The organism is Pseudolysobacter antarcticus, assembly GCF_004168365.1.
Taxonomy (GTDB): domain Bacteria; phylum Pseudomonadota; class Gammaproteobacteria; order Xanthomonadales; family Rhodanobacteraceae; genus Pseudolysobacter; species Pseudolysobacter antarcticus.
Map to the genome: position 1 here is coordinate 1,334,516 of NZ_CP035704.1, position 15,291 is coordinate 1,349,806.

The following is a 15,291-nucleotide window of genomic DNA, read 5'->3' on the forward strand; positions in this document are numbered from 1 at the left end:
CGCCGCATGCAACAGTATCTCGATCTCGTTCAAACGATTCTCGACAGCGGCAGCTGGCAGGAAAATCGCACCGGTGTGCGCAGCATCAGCATGCCCGGCGCGATGTTGCGCTTCGATCTGCAGCAGGGATTTCCGGCGATCACCACTCGTCGGCTGGCGTTCAAGTCGGCCATCGGCGAGCTCGTAGGATTCCTGCGCGCCTCGCGCAGCGCTGCCGAATTTCGTGCGCTCGGCTGCAAGGTGTGGGATCAGAACGCCAACGAAAATTCGCAGTGGTTGAACAATCCGTATCGCAGCGGTGCCGATGATCTCGGCGATATCTACGGTGTGCAATGGCGGCAATGGCCGGCGTACAAATTGCTCGATGCAAACAACATTGCGCAGATCGCCGATGCGCAGCAGCGCGGTTTTGCGATCATCGCGCGCTACACGGAAAACGGCAGCGAAAAAATCCTGCTGTACAAGGCAATCGACCAGCTGCGCCAATGTCTCGATACGATCATCAATAATCCAGCCGATCGACGCATTCTTTTCCACGGCTGGAACTGCGCCGAGCTCGACCAGATGGCGTTGCCGCCGTGCCATCTGCTCTATCAGTTCTTGCCGAACACCACGCGCCGCGAAATTTCCTTGTGCTTGTACATCCGCTCGAACGACGTCGGTCTCGGCACCGGTTTTAATCTCACCGAAGGCGCGGCCTTGCTGCATCTGGTCGGGCGCCTCACCGGCTACACGCCGCGCTGGTTCACGTATTTCATCGGCGATGCGCACATCTACGAAAGCCATTTGCCGATGTTGCACGAGCAGCTCACACGCACGCCGATGCCGAGTCCGCAACTACAGATTTCCGAACGTGTGCCCGACTTTCGCATCACGGGAAAATACGAGCCCGAATGGCTGGAGAAAATCGAGCCGTCGGATTTCTCGCTGCTGAATTATCAGCATCATGCGGCGATGACTGCGCCGATGGCGGTCTGAGCCGCTGTACTAAAGTGTCAACGCTTCCAGCGAGTCGCGATGCTACAATTTTGCCCATGAGTTACACCGCGTAGCACACGCCTTGTAGCGTCGCCGAGTCAGCTCGCGCTTGCCGAATTCCGCCATTCAATCAGGAACAGCCATGAAGAAAGTCTATGCCGATGCCAAATCCGCGCTCGATGGATTGCTGCGCGATGACATGACCCTCGCCGCCGGTGGTTTTGGCCTGTGCGGCATTCCGGAAAATCTCATCCAGGCGCTGGTCGACAGTGGCGTCAAAGGCCTCACCATCGTCGGCAACAATGCCGGTGTCGACGACTTCGGCATGGGCCCGTTGCTGAAGACGCGCCAAGTGAAAAAAGTCATCGCGTCCTACGTTGGCGAGAACAAGGAATTCGAGCGTCAGGTGCTGGCCGGTGAGCTCGAACTCGTGCTCACGCCGCAAGGCACGCTCGCCGAAAAATTGCGTGCGGGCGGCGCTGGCATTCCGGGCTTCTACACGCGCACCGCGTTCGGCACCAAACTCGCCGAAGGCAAGGAAACCAAACGTTTCGGCGAACTCGATTGCGTGCTCGAAGAAGCAATCCATACCGAAGTTGCCATCGTCAAGGCGTGGAAAGGCGACAAGGCCGGCAACCTGATCTACAACAAGACCGCGCGCAACTTCAATCCGATGATTGCCACCTGCGGCAAGATCACCGTCGCCGAAGTCGAACATCTGGTCGAAGTCGGCGAGCTCGATCCCGATCAGGTTCATACGCCCGGCATTTATATCGACCGCATCATCCAGGGTCGCGATTATCAGAAGCGCATCGAGTTCCGCACCGTCACTGGCGCCGCCGCATCGAAAAAAGATTCACCGATTCGCGACATCATGGCCAAGCGCGCGGCGCAGGAATTGCGCGACGGTTATTACGTCAACCTCGGCATCGGCATTCCGACGCTGGTGGCGAATTTCATTCCCGACAACATCAGCGTCACCCTGCAATCGGAAAACGGCCTGCTCGGCATCGGCCCGTTTCCGACCGAAGACAAGGTCGATCCTGACCTCATCAACGCGGGCAAGCAGACCATCACCAGCATTGCGGGATCAAGTTATTTTTCGAGTGCGGATTCGTTCGCGATGATTCGTGGCGGGCATATTGATTTGTCGATACTCGGCGCGCTCGAAGTCGCCGACAACGGCGACATCGCCAACTGGATGGTGCCCGGAAAAATGGTGAAAGGGCCGGGCGGGGCAATGGATCTGGTCTCCGGAGTGCGGCGCGTGATCGTGCTCATGGAACACTGCGCGAAAGACGGCAGCCCGAAAATTCTCAAGCAATGCGACCTGCCGATCACCGGCAAGGGCGTGGTCAGCATGATCATTACCGACCTGTGTGTGTTCGAAGTAAAACCCGGCGGCGGCCTCGTGCTGAAAGAGCTGCATCCGGGCGTGAGTGTGGATGATGTGCGCAGCAAAACCGGCTGTGATTTCGACGTGCAGGTATGACGAATGCAGACACACCGAGCGCCGCTATTCCGCGCATCGCATTGATCGCCGCGCTGGATCGCAATCACGCGATCGGGCGCGACGGCGACATGCCGTGGCATCTTCCGGCTGATCTGAAACGCTTCAAGGCGCTGACTCTAGGCAAGCCGATCCTGATGGGCCGCAAGACCGCGCTGTCGATCGGCCGCGCCTTGCCCGGGCGTCGCAATCTGGTGCTCACGCGCCAGCCCGAAGCGCCATATCCCGAGCAGGAAGTTGTGAGCTCACTGGACGCCGCGATAACCGCGTGTGCGGGTGCCGATGAAATCATGGTGATCGGCGGCGGCGAAATTTATGCGTTGGCGCTTCCGCGCGCCACGCATCTGTATCTGACCTGGATCGATACCGAAGCCGTCAATCCGGATACGTTTTTTCCAGTGTTCGACACGGCAGGATGGACTGAAACTTCGCGCATCAAACATTCATCAGATGCGCAGCACAAATACAGTTTCAGCTTTGTGGACTACGCTAAAAAGTAAAAAATTAGCGTTGTGTAATCGGCAGGTCAATCGCCCAGATCGGCAATGCGCGGGAGTGTCGACTTCACGCTGATCAACCGTGGCTCGTCGTCATCCAGACGGATTGCCGTCAGTGATCCGCCCCAGACACAACCGGTGTCGATCGCGTAAGTACCAAGGCCGCGAAACAGTCCGAGTGTCGACCAGTGTCCGCAAACGATGCGCAGATCGCGCTTGATCATGCCGGGCACGCTGAACCACGGATAATAACCGGGCTGTTGCGTGCCGGGCGCGCCCTTGTCACGGAAAGCGAGCTTGCCCCGCACATCGCAAAAACGCATGCGTGTGAGCACATTGATGCTCGCGCGCATGCGATCGTTGCCGCGCAGTTTGGACGTCCAGACGTCCGGCTTGTTGCCGTACATCACTTTCAGCAGGCGCCGATAATTCGGCCCGTGCAGGCGCGTTTCCACGCCGTGCGCAGCGGCCTCGGCATCGTGCACGCTCCAGCCTGGCGCGAGGCCGGCATGCACCATCAGAAAGCCGAGTTCGTGATCGACATGCAGCAACTTGCGCGTGCGTAACCACAGCAGCAGCGTGTCACGATCGGGCGCGTCGAGCACGGCGCGCAATTCGGCGCTGAGCTTGTTCTGTTCGGACGGTTTACGTTCGGCGATTGCAAGCAGACTCAGGTCGTGATTGCCGAGCACCACGGTGGCGTTGGCGCCGATACTGCGTATCAGCCGCAGCACTTCCAGCGACTGTCCGCCGCGATTGACCAAGTCGCCGCAGAACCACAAGGCATCGCGCGTGATATCGAACTTGAGCTTGTCGATCAGCCGGGCGAGTTCGTCGTAGCAACCTTGCACGTCACCGATGGCATACGTCGCCACTAGTGCAGGGTCCGCGGAATCGACAACGTGAACGCGGAAATCGGTGCATCGAAATGTGTGCCGTCGTCGGCCAGCATCTGGTAGCTGCCCTGCATCGTGCCGACCGAGGTTTCGAGAATCGCGCCGGAGGTGTACTGAAAGTTTTCGCCGGGCCGCATCCACGGCTGTTCACCGATCACGCCATCGCCGCGCACCTCCTGCACCTTGCCGTTGCCGTCGGTGATGATCCAGTGGCGCGTGAGCAGGCGCGCCGGAACATCGCCCGCATTACGGATGGTGATGGTGTAGGCGAAAACGTAACGATTGTCGTCGGGCGCTGATTGATCGTCGATGAAGCGCGTCGCTACCGCTACCTGGATGTCATGTTGTTTGGATTTGTTCATGCGTTGATTTTCAGGCTTGTAGCGGCCAGCTGCAAGCGCGTCGTGCATTGCTTATCGATCGGGGGCGCGCCATGACTTTTCTCACCGCGACCTCCGGCACATGCGCGGCTTAAACCAAATCGCCACGATGTGCATCAGATCGGGTAGATCCGATCCCTCCGTTGCGCGATAGGTGCTTCCATGAAAATCATTTCTGCTCTGGCCGTTGCTTCCACGCTGCTGTTTGCATCGCCGCTATTTGCGCACGATGTCACGCATTCCTGCAGTGTGCACAGCGACTACAATTTCAATTTCAGCGACAAAGCCCTGTCGTTCACGAACACGAATGCCAAGCCGCGCAGCATCGAGTTGCGCCAGGGGCGTCTGTTTATCGATGGGCAGGAACAAGTTTTGTCGGCCGCCGATCAGAAGCGTATCGCCGATCTGGAATCCGGTACGCGCCGACTGCTGGCGCAAGTGAAAGAGATCGGTCTGGACGCCGCAGATATCGCGTTTGACGCGATCGAATCGGTGGCCGTTGCGCTCACGGCGACCGATGCCAAACAACAGGAAACGCTGCACAGACGCCTCGCGTTTGCGCGCGACGAATTGCGCCGTGGCATCGATTCGCGCATCCAGGGTTCTGGCTGGACCGATGCCGATATCGGTCAGTTGGTCGAGAGTTCGGTCAAGGCGATGTTGCCGACGCTGATTTCGCAAGTGACTGCGGATGCGGTGCGAATCGCGTTGTCGGGCGATGAAGCCGCGATCAAGGAACTCGAAGCGCGTGCGGATCGCATGGGCAAGGACATCGAAACCAAAGTGGAGGCACGCGCAAAAGTATTGGAGCAGCGCGCAGATGCCTTGTGTCCGCAGTTCGCCCAGCTCGGTGAAATTGCTGCCGCGCTGGATGTGCGCATCGATGGTCAGCGTCCGCTGGAATTGTTCACGCGCTGATCCGGTAGTTTGGTGTGACGGATCGGCTTCGCGCCGATCCGTTGATTGTTTTACTCCGTCATCGTTGCCGACAAAAGTTGCGCGAGCTTCACGTACATCGCGGGCGCCACTTGTTCGGCGCGCGTGCGTGGATCGATGCCGATACTTTCGAGCTGCGCTACAGACGCGACACCGGACAATGCGTTCGACAAGGTTTTGCGGCGTTGCGCGAACGCCGCACGCACCACACGTTCGAGCACGCCTTGATCGAACGACAATTGTTCGCTGCTGGATAGTGGTATCAAGCGCACGATCGCCGAGTCAACTTTCGGTGCGGGCGTGAACGAGGTAGGCGGCACCTCAAACAATGGCTCGACCTTGCAGCGCAATTGCAACATCACCGAGAGTCGCCCGTAGGTTTTGCTGCCCGGGCCGGCGGCCATGCGTTCGACCACTTCCTTCTGCAGCATGAAATGCATGTCCTGAATTACCGCGGCATGCTCCAGACAGTGGAACAGGATCGGCGTGGAAATGTTGTAGGGCAGGTTGCCGACGATGCGCAACAAACCGCCGGCGGCGAGTTCGGTGAAATCAATCTTGAGCACATCGGCGCTGATGATTTCGATTTCGCCGTGCGCGCGGGCGCGTTCGCGTAGTGGTTCGATCAGGTCGCGATCAAGCTCGATGACCGTGAGTCTTTTTGCCGCGCGTAACAGTGGAAACGTCAACGCGCCTTGGCCCGGCCCGATCTCGATCAGACGATCCTGCGGTTGCGGCGAAATCGATAACACGATGCGATTGATGACGCCGCTGTCGTGCAGGAAATTCTGGCCGAAACGCTTGCGCGCGACATGCGGTTTATTGTGGCGTGGCGCTGTCTCAGACGGATCGAAAGTTTTCACGGGATCTGATTTCACGGGTCGTTGGGCGGCGGTGGCGGCGCGAGCGGCGGCGCACTGATGAGTTCGGCCAGCAGCCATTCGCGAAACGCCTGAAAGGCCGCCTTGCGTCTGCTGGTTTCGGTGTAGACGAGATAGTACGCGTAACGTGAGGGAATGCGCTCGCGAAACGGCGCGACCAAGGTGCCGGCGCGCAGTTTGGCAGCGACCAGCGAGCTGCGACCGAGCGCCACGCCCTGGCCCTGGATCGCCGCCTGCAGCGCAAGTTCGGCATCGTCGAACTGCAGGCTGTTGCGCTGTTCGGTGTAGTCCAGACCGACCGACGCAAACCAGGTCGACCATAACTTGTTGGCCGAGATGATGAGCGGCAATTGCGCCAGCTGCGCGGGCGTGCGCGGCAACTTGCCGCGACGCAAGCGCGGACTCATCACCGGGAACAATTCATCGTCGAGCAGTTTTTCGCTCAGCGTGTTCGCCCACACGCCTGCGCCGTAACGAATCGCCACATCGACATTGTCGGTGCGGAAATTGGCGAGCGTGGTATTGCTCTGCAGGTTGAGCTGGATTTCGGCATGACGCTGCAAAAATCCACCGAGCCGTTCGACCAGCCACGCCGATGCAAACGACGGTGTCACGCTGACTGTGAGCACGTGCGAGGACTCGCGTTCGCGCACCTTGCCGATCGCTGTGCTGAGCGCATCGAGGCTTTCGCGTACGCCAAGCACGAGCTGCTGGCCGGCATCGGTAAGCTGGGTCTGGCGACCGTTGCGCTCGAACAAACGCAGCTTCAATTGCGTCTCCAGCGCCTGGATCTGGTGACTGACCGCGCCGTGCGTGAGATGCAGTTCGAGCGCGGCGCGCGTGTAGTTGAGATGACGCGCGGCGGCTTCGAAAATGCGCAAGGTGCGCAGAGCGGGAAGGTGTTGCCAGGATTGCGTCATCTGTGAGAAAAATTGGCCGGTATTGCGAGAAAATATCGATTCCGTGACGGATTGTCTAGGAATATCATCAGCGCATTCCATCCGGTTGCGCATGCAGCTCACCAGTCGACTTGTCAAAAGCGCCGCACCGCCGTGAGTTTTCCGCCGCAGATTGTCGTTCAAGGATCGTAGCAATGAATCTTTCCACCATAGTGCGATTACTCCTGCTCGGCATGATCTGGGGCAGCTCCTTCATCTTCCAGCGCATCACCGTGCCAGTGCTCGGTGTGGGTATTACCGCCGCGGGTCGCGTGCTGCTCGGCGCACTCGTCATCCAGTTGTTGCGGCGCTCGCTGGCACAGCCGCTGCTCTGGCGCGCGCGCTGGAAGGATTATCTGATCGTCGGCGCACTCACGGCAGGGGTGCCGCTGCTGTTGTTCGCAGTGGCCGCACGACAATTGCCGGCGGGATATTCCGCCGTGCTGAATTCCACCACGCCGATGTTTACCGTATTGCTGCTGTGGGCAACACAGCAGCAGCGCCCGTCGACATCCAAACTGGCCGGCGTTCTGGCCGGGGTACTCGGCGTTGCCGTGCTCGCGCGTTTTGGTGTGGTCGAGACGAATATCGATACGATGCTGGCGTTCGGCGCGGCGCTCGCCGCATCGGCGTTGTACGCGATTGGCGCGGTCGAATCGCGGCGCCGCTTCGCCTCCAACGAACCGATGGCGATCGCCGCCGGCACGCAGACTGCCGCGGCGTTGATCCTGTCGCCGATGTTGTTTACATCCGTGCCGACGCAGTGGCCCACGCTCATACCGATCATCGCGCTGCTCGTGCTCGGATTGTTGTGCACCGGTGTCGCTTACGCGCTGTACTTTCGCCTGTTGCGTGATGTCGGCAGCGAACGCGCGACCACGGTGACCTTCCTCGTGCCGGTGTTTGCGCAACTCTGGGGCAGCCTGTTCCTCGGCGAATCGTTGGCGTGGCCGAGCGTGCTCGGACTCGTGCTGGTATTGCTCGCGGTAGCGCTGGTGTTCGAGCGCGTGCCGGGATTGCGACCGAAAGCGGCGATCGTCTTGAGCAACGCAGTGGTCACCAAACAAATCTGAAAAGGCGCGCCGAGACCAGGGTTATGACGCGGCTTTGGTGCGACTTGTGTTGACCAACTGCAACGCCATGCGCGCTGCGGCGATAAGGCTGGAAGGATCGGCCTTGCCCTGACCGGCGATATCCAGCGCCGTGCCGTGATCGACCGAGGTGCGAATGAACGGCAACCCGAGCGTGATGTTGACCGCCTCGCCGAAACCCTGTGCCTTAAGCACCGGCAACCCCTGATCGTGATACATCGCCAGCACCGCATCGCACAACGCAAGCTGTTCCGGCACAAACGCGGTATCGGCGGGTAACGGCCCGATCAATTGCATGCCTTGCGCACGCAATATTTCCATCGCCGGAATGATCGTATCGATTTCCTCGCGGCCGAGATAACCACCTTCGCCAGCGTGTGGGTTCAAGCCGAGCACGGCGATGCGTGGCGTGGCGATGCCAAACTTCTCGCGCAGATCACGATCGAGGATAGACAAGGTCGCAATCAGTCCTTCTCGCGTGATCGCGTCTGGCACGTTGCGCAATGAAAGATGCGTGGTCGCCAACGCGACGCGCAGGGCCGGCGTGGCCAGCAGCATCACTACATTGACGCCGGCGCGCGTGGCGAAAAATTCGGTGTGTCCAGTGAAAGGAATTGCAGCGGCGTTGATCACGCTTTTTTGCACCGGCCCGGTGATCAGCGCATCGAATTCGGCGTTGAGGCAACCGTCAGTTGCGCGTGACAATGTGTCGATGACATAAGCCGCGTTCGCCGCATCGAGTCGACCTGCGTGGCTGGCGCTGCGCAGCGGAATATCGATGCAGCGCAGGCTGCCGCGCGCGCGGTGCTGCACGTATTCCGTGGCGATATAAGGCACGATGTCTAGCGCTAGTCCACTCGCACGCGCCGCTGCGCGCAACAAATCCGGATCGGCAATGGCGATGAGATCTGCAGGCAGATCGCTGTTTGCGAGAGCCGCCAGTAATTCAGGACCGACACCGGCCGGTTCGCCTGGCGTGATCGCCAAGCGCGGCAGATATTCAAACGGCGGGTTTGGCACAGACACGACATTCGCTCATTATGCGCAGGTCAACGCGCGAGTCGAGGAACTTCACAAAAGCCAACATGCGCAGCGCGACGGCGTTGACGGCGCGCAACCAGAGTCTCTGGTCGCTCGTCCCAAGTCAGCTTCTATTTTACCGTTTCAGCAGCTTCGGTTTTATCGGGTTTGGCGGCACCAGGCAGACGGACATCGACAAACGATTCGGCGCGCAACTGGCGCAGGAAAGTTTCGTATTCGTCCTCGGCCTTGCGATTGCGCAAGGTATCGCGCGCTTGCTCACGCGCCATGTCGTTGGTGCGATCCGTGTTGCGCTCACCGAGGCGTTGCAGGATATGCCAGCCGAGATCGGTCTGGAATGGTTCGGAGATCTGGTCGTCTTTCAATGAGACGATGACTTTCCCCACCATCGGGCCGTATTGCTCGGCCTGGAACCAGCCCATGTCGCCGCCCTGATTGGCGCTGTTGCCATCCTGCGAAACTTCCTTCGCGACCTTGGCGAAATCCTCACCGTCAGTGATGCGCTTGCGTGCGGCGCGCACCTTTTTCTGTGCGTCTTCGCTGGTCACCACTTCGGACATCTTGAACATGATGTGGCGCGCGTGATACTCGGCGACCACTTGTTTGCCCTGCTCCCGTTTGTCGACGAGCTTGAGAATATGGAAACCACTCGGGCCACGCACGGGACGCGTGATTTCGCCGGGGCTCAGGTTCTGCACCAGATCGACGAAGGCTTCTGGCACTTCATCATGGCGACGCCAGCCGAGATCACCGCCTTCGAGCGCGTTTTGGCCATCCGAATAACGGATCGCCGCGGCCGCGAAATCCATGCCGCCGTCGATTTCCTTGCGTACTTTTTCGGCCTTGTCACGCGCGATTTGCACCGCTTCCGGGCTAGCGCCATCGGGTACGGAAATCAGGATGTTTGCGATATGCAATTCGCCCTTGTGTCCGCCGCCACTGGCCAGCAAGGTATCCACTTCGGCGTCGGTGACATTGACGCGACTTTGCACGATACGTTGCTGCAGCTTCTGCACGATCAATTGCTCGCGCAAGGTTTTGCGAAACTCGTCGAAGCTCAGGCCTTGCGCTTCGAGCGATGCGCGCATCTGCGCGAGCGTTGCCTTGTTGCTGTCGGCGACACGCTGCATCGCCTGTTCGGTTTCCGCATCCGAAACGCGGATACCGGTGGTGCTGCCACGTTGTACCTGCAGGCGCAGCATCACCAGGCGCTCGAGAACCTGTGTTTCCAGAACATCGCGCGGTGGCAGCTTTTGCGGATTGTTGGCGTATTGCGCGAGCACGTTGTTGATCGCGGCGTCGAGCTCGCTACGGAGAATCACATCGTCCTCGACCACCGCGGCGATACGATCAAGAGGTTCCGCGGTGAGGATCTGCGCACGCAGCACGGGGCTCGCGCTGATACAGACAAGAGCAAGAATGAGCGATGCAAAAAGACGTTGCATGGGGCGGACAGCGTTACTGAAAATCATGCGCGTTGGAACCTGTTCAATATCTTGGAGGAGCCTCTGAATGCATGCATCAAGTGCAATGACACGAGGCTGCATTGGACGAATTCAGCATCGATCGAGGCCGTGGGCGAAGGCGTTTGCAAACAAGGCGGTAGCGAGTTTTAAACCCTCTTCAGAAGGTCAAGGGGTTTGATAACCAAGGATAGCACGGCGCAGGAAGCTCTCGGTTTTCTCGCCGAGTTGACCGAGGCCCTTGAATTCGATCTCGAAGAACAGAGCGTTGCCATCGTTACCGGCCAGATCCTTGAGGTAGTGGCGACCGAGCACACGGAATGCCGCACAGCAGTTGTCGTATTCGACGCCAAGGAACGATTCGACCACACCATGGCTGAGCAGCGAATAGTCGAACCGACCGACCAAACTCCAGTTGTCCGATACCGGGTAAAGCGCGGTGATGTCGATTTGCTTGAGCAGATCACGGCGATAATCGTAACTGACATTCAGAATGCCATTATTGTTGAAGCGATGCTGCACCGAAACTGAAGCAACATCGTTCTGGCTGGTGTTCGGATTCCACTGTTCGTCGAGCTTGATGCGCCAGCGATCGTTGAGCCGAATATCCAGTTCGCCGACGTAATTCGAGCCGTTGTAATTGGTTTGCTGGATGCCCGGCAACTGCACTTTTTGCGGATCGAAATAACGGATTTGGCCTATGCTGGCGGACACGCGTTCCGCACCGTCGTCGGCGTTGAGCAAGCGCGTGGTCAGTGCCAGCGTCAGATTGTTCGCGTCGGATTGGCGATCCGCGCCGACAAAGCGATTGGTCGTGAACAACTGGCCGAAATCCAGCGTCGGTAACTGGGTATCGAATACCGGCAGATCGTTCTGATCGCGATACGGCACACGCAGATAATACAGGCGCGGCTCGAGAGTTTGGGTGAACGCATCACCGAACAAGGTCAGCGGGCGTTCGAACACCAGGCCGGCATCGACGCTGGCGATCGGTACGCCGCGCGAGGGTTGCGTATCCTGCAGCGGATTCGGCAGATATTGCGTGTTGCGGATATCGTAACTGGTGTAGCGATAACCGAGTTCCGGGCGGATGAAATACGCCGCGGCTTCGATCGGATAACTCAAGTACGGATAGACATCCAGGCGCTGACCTTCAACGGCATCGTCCTTGCGGAAATCGACAAACTCCGAGCGCACGCCGCCACGCAGGCCGCCGAGCAGTTCGTGATCACCTTCGAAGGTGATGCGCGGCAGGCGTTTGTATGGCTCGGAACTTTGCAGCAGCGTTGGATCGGTGATTTCCCAGAAATCCGCGCCGATGCTCGCGTCCCACCACGAGCCGTGACCATACAGATAACCGCTGGAACTCAGCAGACTGGTGGTATTCGTAACAAGGCTGTCGCCGAAATCGCGAAAATAATATGGGTCGGAGACGTGGTTGATATTGATCGCCGCATACCAGTTGGCATTCAGCGTGGTCGTATCCTTGAAGATGAACGAGGTACGTTTGTCGTCATACGTGCTCAAACCCAGCCCGGGATTCTGCGCGAGAAATACGTGTTGCTCGTCGGCAAAAGCGCGGTCGTGCGGCAGGTAGGTAAATTCCAGACTGCCTTTGCTTGAATCGGTCAGGTAACGGAATTCACCGCCGAGCATGAAACCGCGCTCGGTCATCACGCGCGGATAAATCGTCGCATCGTAATTCGGCGCGAGATTGAGGTAATACGGCAGCGTCAGATCCAGGCCGCGGCGGCTGGTGTAGCGCACTTTCGGCAACAGGAATCCAGACTCGCGCTGATTGTCCAGCGGAAAACTCAGGTACGGAAACCAGAAGAACGGCACGCCGTGATAAGCCATCGTCACGTTGTGGCCGTAACCGATTTCCTGCTCCTGATCCATAGTCAGGTCGCGCGCGCGGAACTCCCATTCGCGCGCATCGGGATCACAGGTCGAGTACGTTACGTCGTGCATTACCGAATGCTCGGCGTCGATCATCGTGCCGTCGCTGGCCGTGCCGTTGCCGCGCTGTTTCAGCATCTGATACGTGATGTGATCCAGATGCGTGGTGCTCGGCGTGGCGGTGCCCGCGGCATGCGTGGCCGAAACCAGCATGCTGCTGTCCTGGTAATACACATGACCATCCGCGGTGTAGTCGGTGGTGATGTTGTCGTAGGTGGCGTGATCGGAGCGCAGCAATTGATCGAGTTTCTGCATCCACACCTCGCCATCCAGCAGCGAATGATCGGTATCGGCGCGGCTGACTTTTTTCGCGCTGATGTCGGTCAAAGCCTTGCTGCGATCACCCGTGGCTGGCAGACCCGGAGTGAAAAAATCCAGCATGTCGTTACGCTTGCACATGCGCCACGGATCGGCGTGTTTGGCACAATGAAATTGACCGACCGGACAGGCTGGGCCGACGTCGTCATCGCCCCACGCGGAGAGCGGCAACGCCAGCGTGATGGCCAGTGCAAGCAGACGCGGAGCAATCGAAAGCTGAGGGGAATACGGCACAGTGGCGATCTTCAGGGATTGCAAAGGTTGCCAAGATTGCCTGAAAGCCATAGTCGGCGGCAAATCAGCGCATTTTGCGATCCCTGATAGCGTGTGGTTGTCGCGTATGTCAGCAAGCCGAGAGTTCGCTGATTACGCGGATTGCGCTAATGCGTGGCTCGGACGAGTGCTGCGGCTGGGTCTTGTCGAGTCCAGAAAATTCCATTCCCGATGCTGCTGCTTGTATTGCCGACGCGCTGCGACTAAGGTCGCCACGCCGCTCGTTGCGGCGGCTCAAATCACACTACAACGGGGAAGTTGTCATGATTATCAAACGTATCGGCGTGCTCAAGCTGGCCATTTTTCAGGGCTGTGCGATGGCTTTGTTTGGCGTGATTATCGCGCTGTTCTTTTTGCTGTTCGGCTCCATGCTCAGCGGTCTCACCGGTAACAACGCCACTGGCGTTATGGCTGGCGGTATTTTCATGCTGATATTGCTACCGATCTTCTACGCCGTATTCGGATTTATCGCTGGCGCGATTGGCGCGGCAATCTACAATCTGGTCGCGGGCATAGTCGGTGGCATCGAGCTCGACGTCGAATAATATCGGCGCCAATACAAGCGGTGATCCCGATGCGACCGTTAGCGGCCATCGGGATCACTGCGGCTTTCAAGCTCAGCCCAGCAACGCCTGCACATGTGCCGCGCTGCTCTGGCGCAGCGCAGTGAGGCTATAACCGCCTTCAAGACTCGAAACGATCCGCCCCTGCGCATGCCGCTCGGCGATTTCCACGAGACGCTGCGTGATCCACGCGTAGTCGTTGGTTTCGAGATTCAGATTCGCCAGCGGATCGAGCCGGTGCGCATCGAAACCGGCGGAAATCAACACGAGTTGCGGCGCGAAACGATCCAGCGCAGGCAGCAAAATCTCTTCGTAAGCTTGGCGGAATTCTGCCGAGCCGGCGCCTGGTGCCAACGGCGCATTGACGATATTGCCGGCACCGATTTCGTTGCGCGCGCCCGTGCCGGGATACAGCGGAAACTGGTGGCTGGAAATATACAGAACCCGCGAATCGTTCCAGAAAATATCCTGCGTGCCATTGCCGTGATGCACGTCGAAATCGACAATCGCGACGCGCTCAAGCCCATGTACGGCAAGCGCGTGCGCGGCGCCGACGGCGATATTGTTGAACAGGCAAAATCCCATCGCGGTATCGTGCGTGGCGTGATGGCCCGGTGGACGCACCGCACAAAACGCGCGACGAATTCGGCCCGCGATCACCGCATCGATCGCCATGCTTACCGCGCCGGCCGCATGCAGCGCGGCGCTCAAGGAATGCGGCGACATGACCGTGTCGGGATCGAGGTGCACGCAATCGTGTTGCGGTGACTGGGCGAAGATCGACGAGATCAATTCTGCCGTATGCGCACGTTCGAGCTGAGCACGTGTCGCGGGCCGTGCTTCGATGCGATCCAGTGCGGCGAAGACATCCTGATCGAGCGCCTCAAGCACCGCATGCAGTCGCGCCGGCGATTCCGGGTGTCCGGGTCCGGGCTGATGCTGCAAGCACAGGTTATGCGTGTAGAGCGCGGTGATCATTTTTGCGTCACGGTGCGCGCTTGCGGCGTTCGTGTTGCCACAATACTTCGCCGTGGCCCGACTCGCGCGCGAGGACGCGCGCGATCACGAACAACAGATCTGACAGGCGGTTGACATATTGGATCGCCTCGGGTCGCACGCTATCGTGACGCGCGAGTGTGACCAGTTCGCGTTCGGCACGACGCGCCACGGTGCGCGATACGTGGCAGCAGCTCGCCGCCATGCCGCCACCGGGCAGGATGAAATCCTTGAGCGCTGGCAAATCGTCGTTGAAGCTATCGAGGATGTTTTCGAGCCGTACGATATCCGTCGCGTGCACCAGCGCCATGCCCGGAATGCACAGCTCGCCGCCGAGATCGAACAGGTCGTGCTGCACCTGTGTCAGGCATTCGCGCACGGCATCGGGTAGCACATTGGCCAGCACCACGCCGAGCGTGCTGTTGAGTTCGTCGACCGTACCGTAAGCCGCGACACGCGCCGAATCCTTGGCGACACGGCTGCCGTCGCCGAGTCCGGTGGTGCCGTCATCGCCGGTGCGGGTATAGATTTTGGAGAGTCGATTGCCCATGCGCGATCAAGCCGATGTAGA

15 protein-coding genes and 1 pseudogene are annotated in these 15,291 nt (G+C 59.2%); 7 read left to right on the forward strand and 9 right to left on the reverse strand.

Translation table 11 applies throughout. The features are described from left to right. Positions 1–6 precede the first annotated feature (6 nt). From ELE36_RS05670 to ELE36_RS05680, 4 genes and pseudogenes are all read left to right on the forward strand, one after another. Positions 7–978: a thymidylate synthase gene (locus ELE36_RS05670; protein ID WP_129832154.1), complete on the forward strand. Its 972-nt coding sequence runs from the start codon at positions 7–9 to the stop codon at positions 976–978. 142 nt (positions 979–1,120) lie between these two features. Next, positions 1,121–1,762, forward strand: a pseudogene (locus ELE36_RS20680) (CoA transferase subunit A); the annotation flags it as partial. A 90-nt stretch (positions 1,763–1,852) separates the two neighbouring features. Then, the gene (locus tag ELE36_RS20685; RefSeq protein ID WP_242512421.1) at positions 1,853–2,470 is read left to right on the forward strand and encodes a CoA transferase subunit B; all 618 of its coding nucleotides are present in this window, start codon (positions 1,853–1,855) and stop codon (positions 2,468–2,470) included. Further along, the gene (locus ELE36_RS05680) at positions 2,467–2,988 is read left to right on the forward strand and encodes a dihydrofolate reductase (protein ID WP_207215870.1); all 522 of its coding nucleotides are present in this window, start codon (positions 2,467–2,469) and stop codon (positions 2,986–2,988) included. Before ELE36_RS20685 ends, ELE36_RS05680 begins: the two co-directional genes overlap by 4 nt. 26 nt (positions 2,989–3,014) lie before the next feature. Here ELE36_RS05680 and ELE36_RS05685 read toward each other — a convergent pair whose 3' ends face one another. Further along, positions 3,015–3,860, reverse strand: a complete 846-nt coding sequence (locus tag ELE36_RS05685) for a symmetrical bis(5'-nucleosyl)-tetraphosphatase (protein WP_129832156.1) — start codon at positions 3,858–3,860, stop codon at positions 3,015–3,017. Then, positions 3,860–4,243, reverse strand: a complete 384-nt coding sequence (apaG, locus tag ELE36_RS05690; protein WP_129832157.1) for a Co2+/Mg2+ efflux protein ApaG — start codon at positions 4,241–4,243, stop codon at positions 3,860–3,862. The genes ELE36_RS05685 and apaG overlap by 1 nt, the downstream gene beginning before the upstream one ends. A 180-nt stretch (positions 4,244–4,423) precedes the next feature. Between apaG and ELE36_RS05695 the strand changes: the two genes are divergently transcribed. Further along, entirely contained in the window at positions 4,424–5,179 is a 756-nt protein-coding gene (locus ELE36_RS05695; protein ID WP_129832158.1) for a DUF2884 family protein, read from the forward strand. A gap of 50 nt (positions 5,180–5,229) precedes the next feature. On the opposite strand, the gene rsmA is transcribed toward ELE36_RS05695, so the two are convergent. Together rsmA and gcvA are read right to left on the reverse strand one after the other, a co-directional pair. After that, the gene (gene rsmA, locus ELE36_RS05700) at positions 5,230–6,060 is read right to left on the reverse strand and encodes a 16S rRNA (adenine(1518)-N(6)/adenine(1519)-N(6))-dimethyltransferase RsmA (protein WP_242512422.1); all 831 of its coding nucleotides are present in this window, start codon (positions 6,058–6,060) and stop codon (positions 5,230–5,232) included. A gap of 11 nt (positions 6,061–6,071) precedes the next feature. Further along, positions 6,072–6,998: a transcriptional regulator GcvA gene (gene gcvA, locus ELE36_RS05705; RefSeq protein WP_207215871.1), complete on the reverse strand. Its 927-nt coding sequence runs from the start codon at positions 6,996–6,998 to the stop codon at positions 6,072–6,074. Between the two features lie 173 nt (positions 6,999–7,171). On the opposite strand from gcvA, the gene ELE36_RS05710 reads away from it, so the two are divergent. Beyond that, on the forward strand, positions 7,172–8,089 hold the full coding sequence (locus tag ELE36_RS05710) for a DMT family transporter (protein WP_129832161.1): 918 nt from the start codon (positions 7,172–7,174) through the stop codon (positions 8,087–8,089). Between the two features lie 21 nt (positions 8,090–8,110). Here the strand turns inward: ELE36_RS05710 and pdxA are convergent, their stop codons facing one another. From pdxA to ELE36_RS05725, 3 genes are all read right to left on the reverse strand, one after another. Continuing rightward, entirely contained in the window at positions 8,111–9,133 is a 1,023-nt protein-coding gene (gene pdxA, locus ELE36_RS05715) for a 4-hydroxythreonine-4-phosphate dehydrogenase PdxA (protein WP_343136181.1), read from the reverse strand. A gap of 125 nt (positions 9,134–9,258) precedes the next feature. Then, the gene (locus ELE36_RS05720) at positions 9,259–10,593 is read right to left on the reverse strand and encodes a peptidylprolyl isomerase (RefSeq protein WP_129832162.1); all 1,335 of its coding nucleotides are present in this window, start codon (positions 10,591–10,593) and stop codon (positions 9,259–9,261) included. A 186-nt stretch (positions 10,594–10,779) separates the two neighbouring features. Beyond that, entirely contained in the window at positions 10,780–13,122 is a 2,343-nt protein-coding gene (locus ELE36_RS05725; protein ID WP_165371491.1) for an LPS-assembly protein LptD, read from the reverse strand. Between the two features lie 302 nt (positions 13,123–13,424). Here ELE36_RS05725 and ELE36_RS05730 point away from each other — a divergent pair, with 302 nt between their 5' ends. Beyond that, positions 13,425–13,706 carry a hypothetical protein gene (locus tag ELE36_RS05730; protein WP_129832164.1) on the forward strand — a complete coding sequence of 94 codons (282 nt, stop codon included), beginning with the start codon at positions 13,425–13,427 and terminating at the stop codon, positions 13,704–13,706. A gap of 72 nt (positions 13,707–13,778) precedes the next feature. On the opposite strand, the gene ELE36_RS05735 is transcribed toward ELE36_RS05730, so the two are convergent. Then, entirely contained in the window at positions 13,779–14,699 is a 921-nt protein-coding gene (locus ELE36_RS05735) for a histone deacetylase family protein (RefSeq protein WP_129836655.1), read from the reverse strand. Positions 14,700–14,709: 10 nt separating this feature from the next. Continuing rightward, the gene (locus ELE36_RS05740) at positions 14,710–15,270 is read right to left on the reverse strand and encodes a cob(I)yrinic acid a,c-diamide adenosyltransferase (RefSeq protein WP_129832165.1); all 561 of its coding nucleotides are present in this window, start codon (positions 15,268–15,270) and stop codon (positions 14,710–14,712) included. Between the last annotated feature and the right edge of the window lie 21 nt (positions 15,271–15,291).

Coding starts and splice junctions, on each gene's coding strand:
- ELE36_RS20685 (WP_242512421.1), top strand. CDS start 1,853: ATGGCCAAGCGCGCGGCGCAGGAATTGCGCGACGGTTATTACGTCAAC.
- gcvA (WP_207215871.1), bottom strand. CDS start 6,998: ATGACGCAATCCTGGCAACACCTTCCCGCTCTGCGCACCTTGCGCATT.
- ELE36_RS05720 (WP_129832162.1), bottom strand. CDS start 10,593: ATGCAACGTCTTTTTGCATCGCTCATTCTTGCTCTTGTCTGTATCAGC.
- ELE36_RS05670 (WP_129832154.1), top strand. CDS start 7: ATGCAACAGTATCTCGATCTCGTTCAAACGATTCTCGACAGCGGCAGC.
- apaG (WP_129832157.1), bottom strand. CDS start 4,243: ATGAACAAATCCAAACAACATGACATCCAGGTAGCGGTAGCGACGCGC.
- ELE36_RS05740 (WP_129832165.1), bottom strand. CDS start 15,270: ATGGGCAATCGACTCTCCAAAATCTATACCCGCACCGGCGATGACGGC.
- ELE36_RS05680 (WP_207215870.1), top strand. CDS start 2,467: ATGACGAATGCAGACACACCGAGCGCCGCTATTCCGCGCATCGCATTG.
- ELE36_RS05710 (WP_129832161.1), top strand. CDS start 7,172: ATGAATCTTTCCACCATAGTGCGATTACTCCTGCTCGGCATGATCTGG.
- ELE36_RS05695 (WP_129832158.1), top strand. CDS start 4,424: ATGAAAATCATTTCTGCTCTGGCCGTTGCTTCCACGCTGCTGTTTGCA.
- ELE36_RS05730 (WP_129832164.1), top strand. CDS start 13,425: ATGATTATCAAACGTATCGGCGTGCTCAAGCTGGCCATTTTTCAGGGC.